Source organism: Legionella stuttgartensis (assembly GCF_977063405.2).
Genome location: NZ_CDRUHA020000059.1, coordinates 127,024 through 144,681, shown reverse-complemented (window position 1 = coordinate 144,681; position 17,658 = coordinate 127,024). Strand labels below are relative to the sequence as shown.

Sequence of the window (17,658 nt, the reverse complement as noted above, 5' to 3'; positions counted from 1 at the left end):
TAGAATTGTAAACAGGCCCTATTGAATTTTCTTCAAGCGGATGCTAGGGTGCCGGTTGGAAAGTTGTTGGTATTATGTAAACTATTAAATAAGGGGAACTGTGTGAAATTTACAAATTTATTAACAGTAGGAGCGCTGGCCGCATCTTTAGTATCACCTGCAATTATGGCAGCAGATACCAATAATACAACTCCTATGTCTGATACCCAAAAAAAAGAAATTGAAAAAGTAATACATGACTATTTAGTTACTAATCCAGAAGTACTTTTAGAGGCTTCTCAAGCATTGCAACAGAAACAGCAGCAAAGTATGCAACAACAAGCTCAATCTGCAATTAAAGAAAATACAGACCAATTGTTCCAAGGTAAAATTTCAGTTGTAGGTAATCCAAAGGGGAATGTGACTATTGTAGAGTTTTTTGATTACCAATGCATTCATTGCAAAAAAATGTCACCAATTATTAATAGTTTGGTTAAGAAAGACAGTGATTTGCGAGTTATTTATAAAGAGTTCCCAATTTTTGGCAAGAGCTCTGAATTGGCATCTAGAGCTGCTTTAGCTGCTGGCATGCAAGGTAAATATAAAGAAATGCACAATGCATTGATTTCCATTGATAAGCGTTTAAACGACCAAATCGTTATGGCTACTGCTAAGTCTTTAGGTTTGGATATGAAGAAGTTAAAGACTGATATGCAAAGCAAAGAAGTCACAGCTGCTTTGGATGCAAACCGTGAATTAGCAGAAAAGTTACACCTAATGGGAACTCCTGCATTTATAGTTGCTTCTACTCCAAATGGTCAGTTTAAAGCGGGTTCTGAACCTTCATTTATTCCTGGCGCTGCAAGTGAAGAGTCGTTGCAAGAGTTAATCAAAAAAGCAGCAGGTAATTCATAAGCCATCGCAGTTAAGTACAAAAGTAACCCGGGTGAAGCGAAGCGGAGTCCGGGTTTTGCAGGGTACAAATTTCCAGGGTCTGCTTCGCTTCACCTAGGCTACATTGAGATTTTCATGACAAAACCATCTACATTTCAGGATATTATTCTTACTTTGCAGCAATATTGGGCTGCTCAAGGCTGTGTTATATTGCAACCTTTTGATATGGAGGTTGGCGCAGGTACTTTTCATCCAGCAACGTTCTTACGTGCAATAGGCCCTGAGCCTTGGTCAGCTGCGTATGTACAGCCTTCTCGAAGACCTACTGATGGTCGTTATGGAGATAACCCAAATCGAGTGCAGCATTATTATCAATTTCAGGTGGTACTCAAGCCTTCTCCTTTAGATATACAAGATAAATATTTGGATTCGTTACGTGCCCTAGGAGTGGATCCTTTGGCGGATGATATTCGTTTTGTTGAAGACAATTGGGAATCGCCTACTTTAGGTGCGTGGGGTCTCGGTTGGGAGGTTTGGCAAAATGGCATGGAAGTATCCCAATTTACTTATTTCCAACAAGCAGGTGGTTTAGCGTGTAAACCGGTAACGGGTGAGCTGACTTACGGGTTGGAACGTTTGGCTATGTATATATTGGGGGTGGATAACTTATTCGATCTACCTTGGAGTAATACAGCGAATGGCATCATAACTTATGGTAACGTGTTCCATCAAAATGAAGTGGAGATGTCGGCGTATAATTTTGAACATGCGAATGTAGAAGAGTTATTTAAACAGTTTGATTATTATGAAAGTGAGGCACAAAAGTTGATTGAGTTACAATTACCACTTCCTGCTTATGAAATGGTAATTAAAGCATCGCACTCATTTAACTTACTCGATGCACGCAAAGCAATATCCGTTACTGAAAGGCAGCGTTATATCTTACGCGTAAGACATTTATCAAGAGCCGTAGCGCAAGCTTATTATCAAGCACGCGAAGCTTTAGGCTTTCCTATGCTTAACCAAAAGGTGTGTGATGGTCAATGATTTTATTTTTGAATTAGGTTGCGAAGAGTTACCTTCTGGTTCGGTATGGCCTCTCGCTGATGAATTTGCTAATCAGTTATTGGCTGCATTGAATAAGGCACAATTGGGTTATGGGCAAGTAAAGCGTTTTGCTACACCACGACGTATCTCGATTGTGATCTTTGATTTGCAAGACGAACAAAAAAGCCAAAGCGTGACCCGACGTGGTCCTGCAGTGGCCGCTGCGTATGACAAAGAAGGAAAACCTACCCAGGCCTTACTGGGTTTTGCCAAATCATGTGGTGTTGAAGTAGAACAACTTTCTCAGATTGAAACAGAAAAAGGGGATTGGATTGTTTTCGAAACACTTAGCCAGGGTAATAAAACCGAAGATTTGTTGCCTGTCTTAATAAATCAATCTCTGGCTGCTTTGCCCATCGCTAAACCTATGCGTTGGGGAGCAGGAGATGAGGAATTTGCTCGGCCTGTGCATTGGGCAGTAATGCTTTATGGGGATAAGGTAATAGAACATAGTGTTTTAGGAATTAAAAGTGGTCGCGACAGTAGGGGACATCGTTTTCATCATCCCCAACCTGTTGTAATTAACTCCGCAAAAAGCTATGAATTACAAATGAAGGAAGCCTTTGTTCTTGCTGATTTTGCTACTAGAAAGCAAATAATTAAAAAGCAAGTGGAGGAGTTGGCTGCATCCATTCAGGCTACAGCGATTATGCCTGAGGATTTGCTGGATGAAGTTACTTCAATTGTTGAGTGGCCTCAGGCACTGATGGCTAATTTTGAAAAAGAATTTCTTGAAGTGCCTGCTGAATCATTAATTGCATCAATGCAATCACATCAAAAATGTTTTGCTTTAAAGGATAAACAAGGAAAGTTATTACCTCATTTTATTACAGTGTCCAATATTGCTAGTACCAATCCCAAACAAGTTATTTTAGGAAATGAAAAAGTGATGCGAGCGCGTTTAAGCGACGCAGCATTCTTTTTTAGGCAAGATAAAAAATTACCTTTAAGTCAGCATATAGCGGGTACCGAGCACGTTGTGTTCCAAGCAAAATTAGGCAGTTTAAAGGATAAAGCATTACGAATTGAAGCACTCATGGCTTATTTAAGCCCTGCTTTACATTTAAGTTTACATCAGGCACAACGAGCAGCACAGTTGAGCAAATGTGATTTGCTGACCGGAATGGTCGGCGAGTTTCCTGAATTGCAGGGACTAATGGGATATTATTACGCACTAAACGATGGTGAAGATCAAGGTGTTGCTCAGGCTTTAAATGAACAATATATGCCTCGTTTCGCTGCGGACAGCTTACCTGAGTCTGATTTGGGTTTGACTTTATCACTAGCAGATAGAATCGATACTTTAGTTGGTATTTTTGCCATAGGGCAAAAACCTTCTGGAGTAAAAGATCCATTCAAATTACGCCGTCATGCTTTAGCTGTTGTCCGATTACTCATTGCAACATCAGCACAACTCAACTTAACCACACTGATTGAGCAAGCCATAATTCATTACGGAACTCAAATATCTGTTGAACCTAATTTATCGGATGAATTGAAATCGTTCATTCTCGAGCGTTTACAATCTCATTATCAAGGTCAGGGATTAAGTGTTGATTTAGTGCATGCTGTTAGAGCGCGTCAGGATGATTGGCTGTATGATCTGGACAAACGATTAAGTGCTTTGCAATTATTTGTAAAACTGCCTGAAGCAGCTTCTCTTTCTGCTGCGTGTAAACGTGTGAACAACTTGCTTTCGCAAGCAGGAAGAAAAACTTTATTGGCGGTGAATGAACAACTTTTTACAGAAGAGCCAGAGAAGTTTTTATTTATACACATTAATCAGGTTGCACGAGCAGTAGAGCCTTTATATCGTTCTGCCGATTATGGCCCCTTGTTGAAGTTACTGGCTAGTCTTAAAGAACCAGTAGATCTTTTCTTTGATAAAGTTATGGTAATGGTTGAGGATCAGGCAATAAAAGCTAATCGTTTGGCACTTTTAGCACGTTTGCAGGATTTATTGCAAGGAGTTGCTGATATCTCCTTGTTGCAGATGGGGTAATCCGTTATCTTGAATGTGATTTTGGACCATTGTCCTTAGTCTAGAATTGTGTCATTCCCGCGTAGGCGGGAATCCATCTCTAAATTGAAACCCTGCGCGTAGGTACACATTGAAACGTAACTTCATTAGGTTCCATTTGTAGCGAGGGAGATGAATGGTTGATAGGTTGTATCAAGATGCAATTGAAATAATTCTTACGGTTAGCAAATATGATGAATATTTCAGTAGTAGGTTATGAGCATGAAAACTTATACGACAAAGCAACGGCGCTTGCAGACGAATTGAATTTTGTTTTAGACAAAAACGCCAGTTCTTGCCTTTTTGTCACTGAAGATAAACTTTCATTAAAAATGCCGGGATTTTCTCCTATTTTTGCTGAATTCAGTGCTGAATTTTGGAGCAAAAGGAAATCAGAGGGAAAAAAGCAAGGGTTAGTCCGTGCCTGCAAGCCATCTCCTGGACTTAAAATTATTGATGCAACTGCTGGGTGGGGGCGTGATGCTGCTATTTTAGCCAGTTTTGGTGCGGAAGTATTAATGCTTGAACGTCATCCTGTTATGGCATCCTTATTATCGGATGCTTTATTACGCCAAACGGAGTCGGATAGACAGCAACTGCGTTTGATGCTTCAGTCTGGAAATGCTTATTCCTATTTAAGTTCATTAACAACTGACGCTTACCCCGACGTTATTTATATTGATCCCATGCATCCAGAACGTAGTAAATCCGCATTGGTAAAAAAGGAAATGCAAGCATTACAGCAAATAATCGGCGCAGATAAGGATGCACTGGAGTTAATTCAATTGGCAATAACGCGTACGAAACAGAAGGTGGTTGTAAAATGGCCACAAAAAATAAAACCATTATTACCTGCAAATGCTACAGTTGAGGGAAAAACTGTTCGGTTTGATATCTATTTTTCTAAAATAAATGATTAATTGTACCCTGAGGGAAGCGCAGCGAAACCCGGGAGAATAGCCCTGACTCTCTGGTTCGCCATTCGACTAAGCAGGTTACAAGGGCTAAGAAAATCTAACCGAATTCCGCAAGTTCTTCTCGGAGGCGTTTTTCTTCAAACAAATCCTCTATTCGTCTTCTTCGTTCTAATTTTGTTGAAGGACTTGCTTCAGGAGCCAGGATCGTATCGACACTAAATTCCTCTGTATCGTTTACCTCTTCATCAAATTCACGAGTATTCATAGCCATCTCCTTAGCTTAACCCGTAGTGAACTTACTAAAATAACAGAAATTGTAGTGAAGGGACAGTGGAATTTTTTGAGCATCATTTGCGAACATTGGAAAGATGTATACCTGGACTTTCATTTTTGGCCATCTGAAAGACCAGGTTGATTTTTAAGGAGTATTCAGAATACTTTGTACGTTCTGTTCGTGTGCTAATTCTTCATCTTCTTTAATTGCTTCTTTCCCTTTTGCTAACCTTATTTCGTTTCTACCCTTGCTTATTTCAGAGCGAAAATTTTTTGCAGTTTCTTCGGGCACAGGAGTTTTAGGAGCACTATCGAGTAACTTCGAAAGTTTTTCACGTCGTGCTTGCGCATGTTCATGAAGTATTTGTAATTCACTGGGTGTGTAGAGCGTTTTTGGATCAATTTCATTTCCCGATCCATCTTTAAGTACAATACCTTTTAATGCTTTGTCACCTTTTGATTCTTCTCCAGGTAATGGGCCTGGAGCAAAACCACTTTCAAGCGCTGCTTCATAGGCTTGTCTGGCTCTTTGTTTTTGAGTTTTCGGATCATCAAAGTTAATTTTTAGGGTAATTGAGTCAAATCCTGATGCTCGTACTGCCTGAGCCATAGTTAACATATCTACCTTAGGATTTTCTTGGCGACTTAAATAGTAAAAAGGAGAAAGTATTCGGGGTGACATTTGTACACTCCAAGTACCTGGTTCATTATCTTTCCCCTTATTGTGCTTTATCTTAGCTCCTGATAAGGAAATGATGAAATTTAAGTCCTCTGGATTTATGGTAGAAATTGTTTTTTTATCAACATCGATTTCAGCCGTTGTAATCTGTTCTGGCGCAGTTAAATTTCGGCGTTTGCGATTTTCTTCCCTTGCCATCTCCATTTCTTGCAACATCTGATCTCTTTGCTTTGGGCTCAGTTGGTTGGCCCAGCTCTCCAGTTGTCCAGAAAAGAGTACCTGTTTTTGTTCAAGGGCAGACGCTTTATCGAGTGTTGTTAGGTTTTCTTTAGTAACATTATCAAATTCAGTAAGTTGTTGCGCATGAGATTGTTCTAATTCTGTTATTAAATCAGTTTTTAATTTTTCTGCTTCGTCAGCGTCTTTACCTAAAGCGGTTGTGAATTTATCCATAAACCCACGATTCTTCGTTTCATCAAAAGTATCTTTGAGTTTTTGAAGTTCCATTTTCTGTTGGGCCTTTATTGCGTCTTTGGCATCCTTGGTGATTCGTTCAAGTTCTCCTCGAAGCACTTCAATAGAATATCCTGGAACTTGACTGACCCGTTTTTTAAATGCTTCAATTGATTCTTGATACTTTTCTTGAGCAGGTGCATAAAACTTTTCAGGAGCAAAGGCCTTATCCAGCCCCTCTCTAACTTCATTTTTCTCCGCGGGGTCACTTCCTTTGAGTGCCTTCTCAAGCGTATCTCCTTCTTCTGGGCCGATTTGTAGCTTAAAACCTTTGTGATCTTTGACTCGCTTATTGGCATGCCCCTCGAACGCGTGTGAGCCAAAAGAAAGATCTTGAGTTAAGTGGATGTCATCTCGATACTTTTGAAAAATTTCTTCAAGTTTTTCAGGTGTGAACTGAACTTTCCTATGTTGAGAGTTGAGCAAGTTAAAAAATGCTTGTCTGTGTGAAGGCATAGTGTACCTCAAGAGCTTTAGTTCTTATAAAGTATAACACTTTTTCATTAAGATAGAATTAAGGTCTGTCAAGGTTTTTGAATGCTAAACTTAAGCTAAAACCGACAGATTCATCGCTGCGTCTAGCGCCGCGAAATCCGAGGGTCTGAGTTATTTTTTCTAGACTTTCGGACTTCGCTGCATGGAACCAAGCAATTCTACCAAGCAGGAATCGCTGAATCTCCAAATAAAGTTTTAGCTTTTTCTTTAACTTCCTCGGAGTTTAATGCTTTAACAAAAAGCTCCAATTGTGCTTTTTTGGGCGAGTCATTGCGAATAACAATTATATTGGCATAAGGTGAATCCTTGTCCTCACTAAATAAAGCATCATGAGAGGGATTCAAACCCGCAGGTAAGGCAAAAGTGGTATTAATAACCGCTGCGTCTACATCAGGTAAAACTCTAGGTAATTGTGCTGCATCCATCTCTTTGAACTGCAGATTGTGTGGATTTGTTGCGATATCTTTTAAGCCAGCATTCTGAGTCGTTTTCAATGTAATTAGCTGTGCTTTTTCCAATAATTGTAAGGCTCGCATTTCATTGCTTGGATCATTTGGTAGGGCGATGATCGCTTTCTCTGGCAATTGGCTTAATGTTTTATATTTTTTAGAATAAATTCCCATTGGATAAACAAAAGTTCTACCTATCGCTTCGAGGGTATAGCCATGAGCTTTAACTGCTGCATTAAGATAAGGCAGATGTTGGTAGACGTTAGCATCTAGGCTACCGTCTTGTAATGCTTCATTAGGTAAATTGTAATCATTGAACGTTACAATTTTTATATTTAAGCCATACTTATTTTTTGCCACTTCTTGTGCTGTTTCAACCAGTTCAGTTTCGGGCCCGGCAATGGTTCCTATTACCAATGAATTGGGTGAAGGTTTGTTGCATGCAACAAGACTTAATAATAAAACGCAATAAGCTAAAATCCGCATTTAAAAACTCCAAAAAAGTGATTTAGATCAATTATGTAAAAAACGCTTCGCTAGATAATCTCCAACCATTTGAGTCAGTTGGACCATTATAATCAAAATGATTACTGTAGAGAGCATGACTCCAGCATCAAAACGTTGATAACCGTAGTTAATGGCTAAAGTACCTAAACCTCCAGCGCCGACGGTTCCTGCCATTGCTGAATAATTAACTAAAGTAATGGCGGTCACAGTAATGGCATGTATTAATGCAGGTTTGGCCTCTGGCAACAATATATGCAAAATAATCTGTCTGGTGTTTGCACCCATTGCATAACCTGTTTCGATAAGACCTGAGGGTAAACTTCGATAAACATTATCTACAAGTCTTGCAAAAAAGGGTGTTGCACCGAGAGTAAGAGGTACTATTGCCGCATTGATTCCGATTGATGTACCTACTATGAGGCGAGTGAATGGAATGATCGCTACCAACAAAATAATAAATGGTATAGATCGCGCCATATTAATCAGGCCTGATAATGCTTTATGCACCTTAGGCATTGGCTTAATATGATTGGATGAGTAGAGCCAGGTTCCTAAAGGTAAGCCGAGTACTACAGCAAATAAGGTACTGATTGATACCATATATAATGTTTCAGTTGTTGCAATGAATAAATCATATGCCATTGGGAAGGACATAACCTAAAACCTCCACAGTTAATTTGGCTTGTTCACAGCGTTCGATGAATGCTTCCAGTAAAAATTGATGTGCAGTTAATTCTACAACTAAAACGCCACAGGTTACTGTATCATAACGATCTATATTGGCGAGTAAGATGTTAATATCTAAATTTAACTCACGACTTGTTCGACTAATAAAAGGTACTGTTGCTTCTTCCCCTTGGAAAAATAGGCGCAGTAAGGGTTTCTCGGTCACATAGTCTGCGAGTCTTTTGGTGAGACACTCTGGCAATTGTGGACTCAACTGGGCGTAAAGCATACTTCGTGCTAAGCTGTCTTTGTTATTAAATACATTCGCTAGGGCAGTAGTTTCAGCCAGTTCGCCATCCACCATCACTGCTAAACGGTTACAAATACGTTTCACTACATCCATTTCATGGGTAATGAGCACTATAGTGATGCCATAAAGCGCATTAATTTTTTTAAGTAATGCTAAAATGGAGTCTGTTGTTTCTGGATCCAATGCTGAGGTCGCTTCGTCACAAAGCAGAATTTTGGGTGAGCAACTTAATGCACGGGCAATAGCAACCCTTTGCTTTTGACCGCCACTCAGCTGGGCGGGATAGGCCATTTTTTTATCGGTTAACTCGACAACTGGTAGTAGTTCTTCAATTTTATTACGAATGGATTCTTCGTCTATGCCCTGAATGCGCATAGGAAGCGCAATATTGTCATAAACGTTTTTGGAGTTAAGTAAATTGAATTGTTGAAAAATCATGGCCATTTTGTGGCGAGCTAAAGCTAAACTCTTTCTCGAAAGACTTGTCAAATCTTGGCCATCGAGGATGACATGACCTTCATCTGGTCGCTCTAGAAGATTAATACATCTTAATAGGGTTGATTTTCCTGCACCACTTTTACCAATGATTCCGAAAATTTCACCTTCTTGGATAAATAGATTAATGTCTCGCAGGACAGGTTTACCCGAAAAGGATTTGGATAATCCACTTAATTCAATCATTTATTATAACCTGAGATTATGCTGCGGGCGGAAGACTTAGAGGGATGCAAACATATCCGCTTTAGCCGTATTTTCAAAAAAGAACTCTTTTTTGAGCGTCCGCAAGCTGAACTTCAAATCGACGCCATTGCGGTATTATACACAAATTGTGAGCATAAACAACGTAGAGCTCCTGATTTTAATGTGACTTAGGGAATTATTTTAAGTGATTCAAATAGCCTGGGTTCCACTGCGTTGCACCCAGGCTATAGCGCATCCAAAATACCTTTTATTTTTGTAGTTCTTCGCGATTTTTAAAATAATCTAGGGCTTGCGGATTTGCCAGAGATTGTAAATTATTCACAGGTAAACCATGAACAACTTGTCTCACAGCTATTTCAACAATTTTGCCGCTAATCGTGCGTGGGATATCTGCTACTTGCAATATTTTTGCTGGTACGTGCCTTGGTGAAGCATTCTGACGAATCGTTAAACGAATTTTACTCATTAATTCTTCTGTGAGTTCCACATTGTCCCGTAATTTAACAAATAGAACAACACGTACATCATCTTGCCAATCTTGACCAATCACAATGCTATCTATAACTTCATCAATTTTTTCTACTTGTCGGTAAATTTCAGCAGTACCAATACGCACTCCGCCAGGATTTAAAACAGCATCGGATCGTCCATAAATAATCAATCCATTATGAGCTGTAATTTCTGCAAAATCACCATGAGCCCATATTCCAGGAAAACGCTCAAAGTAAGCACGTTGGTAAGCTGTTCTGTCAGGATCATTCCAAAAACCCACAGGCATGGATGGAAAGGGTGCGGTACAAACTAATTCCCCTCGCTCTTCTCGAACAGTCTGACCTTGCTCATTATAAACTTCAACAGCCATACCGAGCCCCAAACATTGTAATTCACCTCTGTAGATTGGGAGTATTGGATTACCTAAGGCAAAGCAAGAAACGATATCTGTGCCACCTGAAATAGAACAAAGCTGTACATCATTTTTAATTTGCTCATAAACGTAATCATAGTTTTTGGGTAGAAGCGGTGATCCTGTTGAGAGGATACAGCGCAAATGGCTTAAGTTAAATTCATCTTTGGGTTTTACTCCTGCTTTTTCTACAGAAGAGATGAATTTGGCGCTGGTACCAAAAACAGTCACTTGCTCTTCAGCAATGAGCTTAAATAAACGATTATTTTCTGGGTAGGTTGGCGAGCCTTCATATAATGTGAGCGTTGTCCCTAAGGCCAGTGCAGATACGGTCCAGTTCCACATCATCCAGCCGCAAGTAGTATAAAAGCATAGGTTGTCGTTAGGGCGCAAATCAGTATGCAACCCTAATTCTTTGATGTGCTGCAATAAGGTTCCGCCTGCTCCATGGATAATACATTTAGGTTTCCCCGTCGTTCCTGATGAGAACATAATATAAACTGGATGTTCGAAAGGTAAAGAAACAAATTCACAACGACTTGCTGGACGAAGAAAATCATTCCAATATTGTGCCTTGGGCAACGCAGAAATATCTATAGGTTCATTTATATTGGGGCAAATGACGATTTGCTTGAGTGAAGGAATGGCATCGTTTAGTTGTTTGATTTTTTCCATCCCACTGTGTTTTTTACCTTGATATTGATGTCCATCACAAATAAATAATATCTTAGGCTCAATTTGACCCAATCGATCAATTGCAGCTTGTGCACCAAAATCAGGTGAGCAAGAAGACCAGATTGCTCCTAATGAGGTAGTAGCAAGCATCGCAATAATTGTCTGCGAAGTATTGGGCATTAAAGCAGCTACTCTATCACCTACTGTAACTCCAACCGCTTTCAAACCTGCTGCGCATTGTGCAACCAGTGTATTGAGTTGCTCAAAGCTAATCTCTTGTTTGTAGTTATCTTCATTAAGACTAATTAAAGCTGGATGTTTCTCATTACGTGATAAAAGTTTTTCAGCAAAATTAAATTGAGCTCCAGCGAACCAATGCGAATTCAACATCTGATCATTCTTATTATGATTCAAGATCTGGTAGGGTGCCGTATCAAACTGAACATGAAAAAAATCGCAAAGTGTTGGCCAAAATGAGTCTGGGTGTTTCGTGGACCAGGTATGCATATCGTGATAATTTTCAAAAATCTGGGCGTTTTTTTTGGCTGCGAATTCCATAAATTGCCACATCCTAGTGTCTTTAGGGTGCTTGGGCTTCCATACGGCTTCATTCATGTTTCATTCTCTCTTAATTATCGAAACGATTGTATGTTAATTCTTTCACCTCATACCAACCAAACTTTACATAATTTAGCTTGCCTGAGCGAAGTGAGTGGTAACTTGGATAATGTATTAAGTACAGGGATTTGCTAACATTGCATTTGCGACCTTAGATTGATTTTTACGTCCTAAAATCTTACAGATCATGTCGCCAGCAGCAACAATTTTAAATATATCCACCCCAGTGTTAATTCCTAAACCATGCATTAAGTATAGAACGTCTTCCGTGGCTACATTGCCGCTTGCTCCGCGAGCATAAGGACAACCGCCTAGCCCAGCAACGGAGCTATCAAAGCGGTGGACCCCATGTTGTAAAGAAGTATAAATATTAGCTATAGCTTGCCCATAAGTGTCATGAAAATGCATTGCTAATTGGTGCTGTGGTATTAGTTTTAGCACTTGTTCGAGCAAGAGATGGGTTTGATGTGGCGTTCCGACACCAATTGTATCTCCGAATGAGATTTCATCCACATCCAAGTCTAACAATCGTTGAGTTACCTCAACTACTTTTTCGGGAGCTACACTTCCTTCATAAGGACAACCAAGAACACAGGAAATATAGCCTCGGACTCTGATGTGATTTTCCTTGGCTAAAGCGAGGACGGGTTTAAAACGAGCAATACTCTCTTCGATCGAACAATTAATGTTTCGTTGATTAAATTGTTCGCTTGCTGCGGTAAATACTGCAATTTCTTTAACCCCTGCTTCTAGTGCTTTGAGCATTCCCTGTTCATTAGGAACCAGCGCCGAATAGTGCAGAGATGGAATTTTGTTTACAGCACGGAATACTTCATTGTGGTCCGCCAACTGTGGAATTGCCTTTGCAGAGACAAAACTGGTCACTTCGATATATTGTAGGCCGGATTCACTTAACAAATTGATTAATTCAATTTTGTGTTTGCTCGACACAAAAGAAGATTCATTTTGCAACCCATCTCGAGGGCCTACTTCTATAATGGTTACATTTTGCGGATAGTCCATAATTATCTCTTTTAATATTCCCAAGGTGGTCATACGTGCTGGCGGAGGAACTGTAATGACACGCGAACCCGGGTTACTTTGGCTTCTGCCAGCTTGATACTAATGATCAAACCGAATTTAAGAATCTGCTTCACTTAATGACAGTAATTCCTCTCCTTCATTCACTTGAGCTCCTACAGCATAGAATATATCCAGTAAAATGCCATCAGTGGGGGCATGAATAGTATGTTCCATTTTCATTGCTTCTAATACAATCAAGCGTTCACCAGCTTTCACTTTTTCACCAATATTTTTTAAAATGGCGACTACAGTAGCTGGCATGGGTGCAGTAAGCTGCCCTTTATGAGCAGTAGTTTGCGCCCCTAGTGTTTCCCAATTAAACCGTTCAATAGTAATTTGCCCTTGACTCGTATACAAGGTTAGAGATTGTTTTTTATTTTCAATTGTAGCGTGAATATTTTGAATTCCAGTTTCAATACGAAGTTTATTGCCCACTAAATGCGCCTGGATTAGATGCTCTTGTGTTTTGAAGTGCACTTTAAACTGATTTTTATTGATTGGAGTGATAAAAGTTTCAATCAACTCACCCTTATCTTTATAGCGCCATATCCAATGACTTGATAGTTGAGATTGCCAAGAAAAGACTTCTTGCAGTAAGGGATCTTGTAACGAATTCACATTGTGCAAATAATCAAAGCTAACAGCCATGAGTAGGGCAGTTTCTATGTCGGGTATTGGGAGTTTTATTTCTTCTTTAGTTAAAAAATCAGTACTAAGTTCTGCCTGTTTGAATTTGGGGTGTTGGCAAATAGCTTGTAAAAACGGAATGTTCGTTTTTACTCCACCAATAAAATACTGAGATAGAGCCTGTACTAATCTGGATAATGCTTCATCACGATCAGCTCCCCACACAATAAGCTTGGCGATCATTGGGTCATAATACATGGTAATTTGTGAGGAGATTTGTACTCCAGTATCAATGCGTATGCCATCGCCTGATGATTCTTGTAAAAAGTGGATTTGTCCTATTGAGGGAATGAAATCGTGATGAGGGTCTTCGGCATAGATGCGGCATTCTATTGCATGACCCTGTGCTTGAATTTTATCTTGTGACAAAGGCAAGGGTTCATTCGCAGCAATTTTTAATTGCCAGGCGACCAAATCAAGCCCAGTAATCATTTCAGTTACTGGATGTTCTACCTGTAAGCGGGTATTCATTTCCATAAAATAGAATTGTTCTGAACTATCTACTAAAAATTCAACCGTACCTGCGCCACTGTATTTAATAGAACGCGCTACTTCACAAGCCGCCTCAGCAAGTTTTTTACGTAATGATGCAGACAAATTGGGTGCAGGGGCTTCTTCAATAATTTTTTGGTGTCGACGTTGAATGGAGCAATCACGCTCGAATATATGAACTACATTGCCATGATTGTCGGCCATGATTTGTAATTCAACATGTCGAGGATTAAGTACCAGTTTTTCTAAAATCATGGTGTCATCGGCAAAACTTGCCATGGACTCTCGTTTTGCTCCAGCTAAAGCAGCACTGAACTCTGATTCGTGGTGAACAGCCCGCATTCCTTTACCGCCACCCCCATTTGCTGCTTTAATTAAGACAGGAAACCCTATTTTTTTTGCTTCAACCAGCAATTTGTCTTCAGCCTGTTCGCTGCCATGATAGCCCGGGGTTAAAGGGACTTGAGTTCGTTCAAGTAATTGTTTGGCTAATTGTTTGGATGCCATTGCTTCCATTGCCTCAACAGAAGGGCCAATAAAAATAATACCCGCTTCCTTACATGCTTTAGCAAACTCAGGATTTTCAGATAAAAATCCATAACCAGGATGAATGGCTTGTGCACCAGATTCCTTGGCAACATGAATAATATTTGCGATATTGAGATAGCTGTCTTTAGCAGGCGCGTCACCCACAAAATATGCACTGTCGGCAGTGCGTACATGCAAACTGTCTTTATCAACCGAGGAATAAATAGCCACTGAGTGGATGCCCATAGAACGTGCAGTTTTGATGATTCTGCACGCAATTTCACCGCGGTTGGCAATAAGAATTTTATTAAACATTAGTGCCTCATTAATTTAACTTTCATAAGCTTTCATTCATTATCTAACGTAGTTTGAACGCTTTGTAGCCTGGGTGCTGCATCTAGGCTACACTACTAAACTACCAAGGACTCAAGATGTCTAGCTCCAATTGGGTGTTTCTTTCTTTAAAAAAGCATTAAGCCCTTGTTGTCCCTCAGTAGATACTCTTTTTTGAGCAATTAAAGAAGCTGTGTAATAAACAAGTTCTTCATTTATTTTTTTATTTGATACGTAACTTGCTAGCTGTTTGGATGCTTTAACTGCTTCAGGCGCATTATTGCTGATTTGTTTTGCATAATTAAGCGTGAATTCCAACAAATTTTCCTCAGGAACACAATGTTGTACTAACTGTAAGGACAAGGCTTTAGTTGCATCAAAAATTTCAGCGCTCATGAACAAGGCTTTAGCGCTGCGCTCACCAATGGCTTGAACTACATAAGGACTAATCACTGCGGGTATAAGGCCCAATTTCACTTCTGAAAAACAAAAACGTGCTGATTGAGATGCAATAGTAATGTCACATGCTGCAGCAAGTCCCGCACCACCACCAAAAGCTGAGCCATGGACCATGGCTAAAGTGGGTTTAGGGCTTTGATTTAAAGTGTACATTAGATTACCAAGTACCATGGCGTCTTTTAGATTTTCTTCTTCATTATAATGTGCCATGTTTTGCATCCAGCCTAAATCAGCGCCTGCAGAAAAATGTTTTCCATTTGCTTTAAGGACTATGACTCGGACGTTAGAATTGACAATTGCTGCATCAAGTTGATGTTGCATTTCACTTAAAAGTTGATTATCAAAAGCATTATGTTTACTCACACGATTTAGAGTGAGTAAACATAAGCGTTCATGAATTTCGTACAACAAGTCGCTCACGAGTATGCTCCTTACATGCGAAATACGCCAAAGCGTGTTGGCTCGATAGGATTATTTAATGCTGCTGATAAACCTAAACCTAATACTTTGCGTGTATCTTGTGGCGCAATGACTCCATCATCCCACAATCGGGCACTGGCATAATAAGGATTTCCTTGCATCTCATATTGAGAACGCAATTTTTCTTTAAAACGCTCTTCCTCTGCTAGAGGCCAATCGCTCCCTAGTTTTGCCAATTTGTCGCGATTCACTTGAGCTAAAACATTAGCAGCTTGTTCTCCACCCATTACTGAAATACGTGAGTTAGGCCAAGACCACATAAAATTAGGATTATAAGCGCGTCCACACATGGCATAATTGCCCGCTCCAAAGCTACCGCCAACGATTACAGTAAATTTTGGAACATTGGCATTGGCCACTGCAGTCACCATTTTGGCACCATGTTTTGCAATACCCGAGGCTTCATATTTAGAGCCAACCATAAAACCAGTAATGTTTTGTAGAAAGAGTAAAGGAATGTTACGTTGGCAACAAAGCTCTATAAAGTGAGTTCCTTTCAATGCACTTTCACTAAATAAAATACCGTTATTCGCAATTATTCCTATAGGATAACCATATAAATGTGCGAAGCCGCAAACTAAGGTTGTACCAAAAAGCGCTTTAAATTCATCAAACTCGGAACCATCAATAATTCGAGCAATAATTTCACGAATATCAAAAGGTTTTCTAGGATCAGTAGGTATGATGCCGTTAAGCTCCTTACTGTCATAAAGTGGTTCTACCGTTTCAATACGCTTCAATTGTTGTGGTTTTTTACGGTTTAAATGACTAATAGCAACGCGTGCCAGATGAAGCGCATGAGCATCATGTTCCGCATAGTGATCTGCTACGCCTGAGTGCCTGCAATGGACTTCTGCACCACCTAACTCTTCAGCACTGATAACTTCGCCTGTCGCTGCTTTGACAAGAGGTGGTCCGCCCAGAAAAATCGTAGCTTGATTTTTCACCATAATCGATTCATCAGCCATAGCAGGGACATACGCACCTCCCGCAGTACAAGAACCCATTACTACTGCAATTTGGGGAATATTTTGCGCAGACATTTGTGCCTGATTGAAAAATATCCGTCCAAAATGATCACGATCAGGAAATACTTCATCCTGATGGGGAAGGTAAGCTCCTCCTGAATCAACCAGGTAAATGCAGGGTAGATGATTTGCGAGAGCAATCTCTTGGGCTCTTAAGTGTTTTTTTACTGTTAATGGATAATAAGTGCCGCCCTTTACCGTGGCATCATTGACCACAATGACACATTCAATGCCTGAAACCCAGCCAACTCCTGTGATAATTCCTGCAGCGGGAACCACATCATCATAAACTTGATACGCTGCAAGCTGGGAAAGCTCAAGAAAAGGACTTCCCGGATCAAGTAGTTGTTGTAACCGTTCTCTTGGTAATAATTTACCATGTTTTAAATGGCGAGCTCGTGCTTTTTCGTCACCGCCTAAAGCGATGTGTTGAATTCGATTGTGTAACTCATCTACTAAGGCTTGCATGGCCGCTTGATTTGCTTTGAATTCTTGACTGCTTGTATTGATTTGACTGATTAACTTTGCCATGCCTATCCTCATCGTACCAAAATATCGCTTAAAACGATAATTGTCCAAATAATCCAGGTAATCGCAATAAAGTGAGGCATATCCCCACCTTTTATAAGCCTATAAGCAAGCGCAGGAATGGCGGTAATTATTAGAGGCAATAGAACAAGAACGAGAATTTTGCGAATCACCAGTCCCCAGCCCGTTTGGCTGAATATAGGGGTTAATTTCAAATTAATATAAGTAAAGAATACATCAATATAGACAATAATGAGGTGAGCATATTTAGCGAATAGCACTACTAAAATACTCATTAACAGATAGATAAGACTGTGTCGTAGCATGAACAT

The 17,658-nt window shown here is 39.9% G+C and carries 15 protein-coding genes; 4 read left to right on the top strand and 11 right to left on the bottom strand.

The features are described from left to right. Positions 1-102: 102 nt before the first annotated feature. The 4 genes from ACWTEW_RS18835 (at position 103) to ACWTEW_RS18820 (ending at position 4,920) form a co-directional block, all read left to right on the top strand. A complete protein-coding gene (locus ACWTEW_RS18835) occupies positions 103-894 on the top strand; it encodes a DsbA family protein (protein WP_454783188.1) in 792 nt (263 codons plus the stop codon). A 114-nt stretch (positions 895-1,008) separates the two neighbouring features. Further along, a complete protein-coding gene (glyQ, locus tag ACWTEW_RS18830; RefSeq protein WP_454783187.1) occupies positions 1,009-1,920 on the top strand; it encodes a glycine--tRNA ligase subunit alpha in 912 nt (303 codons plus the stop codon). Further along, a complete protein-coding gene (gene glyS / locus ACWTEW_RS18825; RefSeq protein ID WP_454783186.1) occupies positions 1,910-3,982 on the top strand; it encodes a glycine--tRNA ligase subunit beta in 2,073 nt (690 codons plus the stop codon). Before glyQ ends, glyS begins: the two co-directional genes overlap by 11 nt. A gap of 209 nt (positions 3,983-4,191) precedes the next feature. After that, the gene (locus tag ACWTEW_RS18820; protein WP_454783185.1) at positions 4,192-4,920 is read left to right on the top strand and encodes a class I SAM-dependent methyltransferase; all 729 of its coding nucleotides are present in this window, start codon (positions 4,192-4,194) and stop codon (positions 4,918-4,920) included. 94 nt (positions 4,921-5,014) lie between these two features. Here the strand turns inward: ACWTEW_RS18820 and ACWTEW_RS18815 are convergent, their stop codons facing one another. The 11 genes from ACWTEW_RS18815 to ACWTEW_RS18765 form a co-directional block, all read right to left on the bottom strand. After that, positions 5,015-5,182, bottom strand: a complete 168-nt coding sequence (locus ACWTEW_RS18815) for a PA3496 family putative envelope integrity protein (RefSeq protein WP_454783184.1) — start codon at positions 5,180-5,182, stop codon at positions 5,015-5,017. Positions 5,183-5,335: 153 nt separating this feature from the next. After that, positions 5,336-6,838, bottom strand: a complete 1,503-nt coding sequence (locus ACWTEW_RS18810) for a hypothetical protein (protein ID WP_454783183.1) — start codon at positions 6,836-6,838, stop codon at positions 5,336-5,338. Between the two features lie 197 nt (positions 6,839-7,035). Further along, positions 7,036-7,812 carry a MetQ/NlpA family ABC transporter substrate-binding protein gene (locus ACWTEW_RS18805; RefSeq protein ID WP_454783182.1) on the bottom strand — a complete coding sequence of 259 codons (777 nt, stop codon included), beginning with the start codon at positions 7,810-7,812 and terminating at the stop codon, positions 7,036-7,038. A gap of 27 nt (positions 7,813-7,839) precedes the next feature. Next, positions 7,840-8,487 carry a methionine ABC transporter permease gene (locus tag ACWTEW_RS18800; RefSeq protein WP_454783181.1) on the bottom strand — a complete coding sequence of 216 codons (648 nt, stop codon included), beginning with the start codon at positions 8,485-8,487 and terminating at the stop codon, positions 7,840-7,842. Then, the gene (locus ACWTEW_RS18795) at positions 8,465-9,490 is read right to left on the bottom strand and encodes a methionine ABC transporter ATP-binding protein (RefSeq protein WP_454783180.1); all 1,026 of its coding nucleotides are present in this window, start codon (positions 9,488-9,490) and stop codon (positions 8,465-8,467) included. The genes ACWTEW_RS18800 and ACWTEW_RS18795 overlap by 23 nt, the downstream gene beginning before the upstream one ends. A 268-nt stretch (positions 9,491-9,758) precedes the next feature. Continuing rightward, the gene (locus ACWTEW_RS18790; RefSeq protein WP_454783179.1) at positions 9,759-11,705 is read right to left on the bottom strand and encodes an acetoacetate--CoA ligase; all 1,947 of its coding nucleotides are present in this window, start codon (positions 11,703-11,705) and stop codon (positions 9,759-9,761) included. 117 nt (positions 11,706-11,822) lie between these two features. Continuing rightward, positions 11,823-12,731, bottom strand: coding sequence for a hydroxymethylglutaryl-CoA lyase (locus ACWTEW_RS18785; RefSeq protein WP_454783178.1), 909 nt, complete (start codon positions 12,729-12,731; stop codon positions 11,823-11,825). Positions 12,732-12,848: 117 nt separating this feature from the next. After that, entirely contained in the window at positions 12,849-14,813 is a 1,965-nt protein-coding gene (locus tag ACWTEW_RS18780) for an acetyl/propionyl/methylcrotonyl-CoA carboxylase subunit alpha (RefSeq protein ID WP_454783177.1), read from the bottom strand. A 120-nt stretch (positions 14,814-14,933) separates the two neighbouring features. Further along, positions 14,934-15,710 (bottom strand): enoyl-CoA hydratase-related protein, encoded by a 777-nt coding sequence (locus ACWTEW_RS18775; RefSeq protein ID WP_454783176.1) that lies wholly within the window; start codon positions 15,708-15,710, stop codon positions 14,934-14,936. Positions 15,711-15,721: 11 nt separating this feature from the next. Then, on the bottom strand, positions 15,722-17,329 hold the full coding sequence (locus tag ACWTEW_RS18770) for a carboxyl transferase domain-containing protein (protein ID WP_454783175.1): 1,608 nt from the start codon (positions 17,327-17,329) through the stop codon (positions 15,722-15,724). A gap of 8 nt (positions 17,330-17,337) precedes the next feature. After that, on the bottom strand, positions 17,338-17,652 hold the full coding sequence (locus ACWTEW_RS18765) for a hypothetical protein (protein ID WP_454783174.1): 315 nt from the start codon (positions 17,650-17,652) through the stop codon (positions 17,338-17,340). Between the last annotated feature and the right edge of the window lie 6 nt (positions 17,653-17,658).